Source organism: Endozoicomonas sp. YOMI1, from assembly GCF_024606345.1.
Lineage (GTDB): Bacteria > Pseudomonadota > Gammaproteobacteria > Pseudomonadales > Endozoicomonadaceae > Endozoicomonas.
Map to the genome: position 1 here is coordinate 1 of NZ_JAHHPM010000539.1, position 2549 is coordinate 2549.

2 protein-coding genes are annotated in these 2549 nt (G+C 49.9%); one reads left to right on the forward strand and one right to left on the reverse strand.

Going from position 1 to position 2549, the window contains the following annotated elements; translation table 11 throughout:
- Positions 1-79: 79 nt before the first annotated feature.
- A complete protein-coding gene (locus KDK15_RS19085; protein ID WP_257296986.1) occupies positions 80-787 on the reverse strand; it encodes a glycerophosphodiester phosphodiesterase family protein in 708 nt (235 codons plus the stop codon).
- A 103-nt stretch (positions 788-890) separates the two neighbouring features.
- On the opposite strand from KDK15_RS19085, the gene KDK15_RS19090 reads away from it, so the two are divergent.
- Positions 891-2465, forward strand: coding sequence for an FGGY-family carbohydrate kinase (locus KDK15_RS19090; protein WP_257296987.1), 1575 nt, complete (start codon positions 891-893; stop codon positions 2463-2465).
- Positions 2466-2549: the final 84 nt, after the last annotated feature.

Genomic DNA, 2549 nt, shown 5'->3' on the forward strand with positions numbered 1-2549 from the left:
TAGACCAATTTGCTGTCGCCGCAGCAGGGCAGTCTATTCTCGGACAGCCTCCTAGGCGTGCTGCCAGGATGCTACGCCTTTAGTCATCTGGCAAAGGGTAATCGGAGAAAACACCATCCACGCCATCATCAATAAGTTGTCTGGCAACCGTCAGAGAATTAACCGTGTGGCAATAAAGTTCATAGCCTTTGGACTTCACCCGTGAAATTTGTCGTTTTGACGTTCGCTTGCTGCTCAGATGGATGGATACAGCATTGACCCGCAATGCTTTCTTGTGCCAGTTCACCGGCAGCCGCTCAAACAAACAGCCAACCTGAATATCGGAACAATCTGAAAAACGGACAAGTGCCCGATAATTAAAGCTGGAAACCAGAAGCCGATCTTTTAGAAACTCAACCTCGGCAATGGTCTTTACTACCGTTTCTACCAACTTCGGCTCTGAACAGCCATTGGTTTTCAGCTCAAGGTTCACACCAAGCCCAAGTTCTTTTATGAGTTTAAGCGCCGCTCCAAGTTGAGGAATCTTCTCTCCCGAAAATTGCTCAGAAAACCAGCTTCCCGCATCTATTGTTTCCAGCTCAGAGCAGGTTAACGACTGCAGCCGACCGTTTTTATTGGTGGTACGGTTCAGTCGGCGGTCATGAAAAAGCACAGTAGTACCATCACCTAACAAAGTAACGTCCACCTCTACCCACTTCAGCCCGTACTCAGCAGCCAGTCTAATGCCTGCCAGGGTATTTTCCGGAGCCTCTCCAGCCAGCCCCCGATGCCCAATTATCCTGCTCATGCGCATGAATTTACCCACCTTGCTGATGACCCCGAACGCCCCTGTCCAAATGCAGGAACAAAGCTATTCTTACCGAGACACTGTTTCAAGGACATTATCACAAATGCGACCTGTTTTACTCAGTATTGATGTTGGCACCCACAGTTTGCGCAGCGCTTTTGTTTCACTGGAAGGGCGTGTCCTTGCCCATAATGAAGAGCCACTTCTGATCTGGAAAACAGCCAGTACCATGGAGTTCTGTTCCGAGAATATCTGGGAAGCACTGGTAACCAGCGTTAATCGATTAGTCTCGGAACACCCTCTGAATCAAGAGGATATTAAAGGAATTGGTATTGATACCACCTACTCCCTGGTTCTGCTGGACCAGCAGATGCAACCCGTTCACCTGCCCGGGAGTAATCGTGCGGACACGTTTGGCTGGATGGACAGCCGCGCCAGTCAACAGGCTGCCGTTATAACCAGAGAGTACCCGGGACTATTTGGCTATGCTGGCTCTGGCATCAACGCCAGGAGTAACTGCAGTAAATTACTCTGGCTCTTCCAATGTGCCCCGGAAACCTGGCAAGCCGCCACCTGCATCCTCGACCTCTATGATTATGTCACCTGGAAGTTAACGGCCTGCCTGACCAGAACCCCTGATTCGACCAGTCATATCTTTACCAAAGATGCTGCAGCCCAACTGAATATGGATATTGAGGAGCGATTCAAGGGTAAATCCCTTGAGATTGCTGCAGCAATCGGGGATGGCCTGTGCAAAAGTGCCGCTGACCAACTAAACCTCAAACAGGGAATCCCGGTTTCCACAGGTATCGTTGATGCCTATGGCGGTACCCTCGCCACCATACTTGCCGACAATCACCAGGGCAGCCAGCAACCACTGGACTGTATTACCAGAAGAGTCAGTTTTATTGGTGGAATTTCATCCAACTACGTCGCCTTCAGCAGGGATATGTTAACCTGCGATGGGACAGATGGCCCCTATCCTTCGGTACTGGAAGGTTACTGGTTGATATATGCCAGGCAAACTGCGGCAGGCGCCTTTATTGATCACATCATTACCTCACACCCGGCTTACAGCTCAATCCATGATATCTCTGTCAGCCTGGGTATCGGGGTTCATGAATACCTTAACCAGATTCTCTATGAGCTGGCTGGTAACAATCGATCGGAATACGCTGAAGGTGTGAGCAAACTGACAGCGCACCTTCATATGCTCCCTTACTTTGACGCACCTGAAGTGGATCAACCACAGCGAGGTATGATTACCGGCCTCACCCTGGATAAAAGTCATCAGTCGCTTGCTGTGTTGTATCTTGCCAGTATTCAGGCCCTGGCCCTGGATGCACGCTATCAGCTAGAGAAGTTAAAAAAAGCCGGTTATCATGTTGAACTGCTCATCCCCACCGGGGGATTGGCAAAGAACCAACTACTGCTCACTGAACATATCAACATACTCAATATTCCGGCAGCCATTCCCGAAGAGAAAGAAAACATGCTGCTGTCCGGAGCCATCACCGGGTCGGTGGCCGCTGATATCTACGACAGTATCGAGGATGCCATAAGAGCCATGAGTCGCTACCAAGAACGGATAGAACCTAACCGGCAGCTGGTTGATTTTTATCAGGCAAAATACGACACATTTATAAAGATGCTGAAGGATCAACAATCATGGGAGTGAAAATTGGATGGTTTGAAAAGAAGGGCCGATGGGGTGGGCGAAGGGGCTCGAACCCTCGACCGCCGGAATCACAATCCGGAGCTC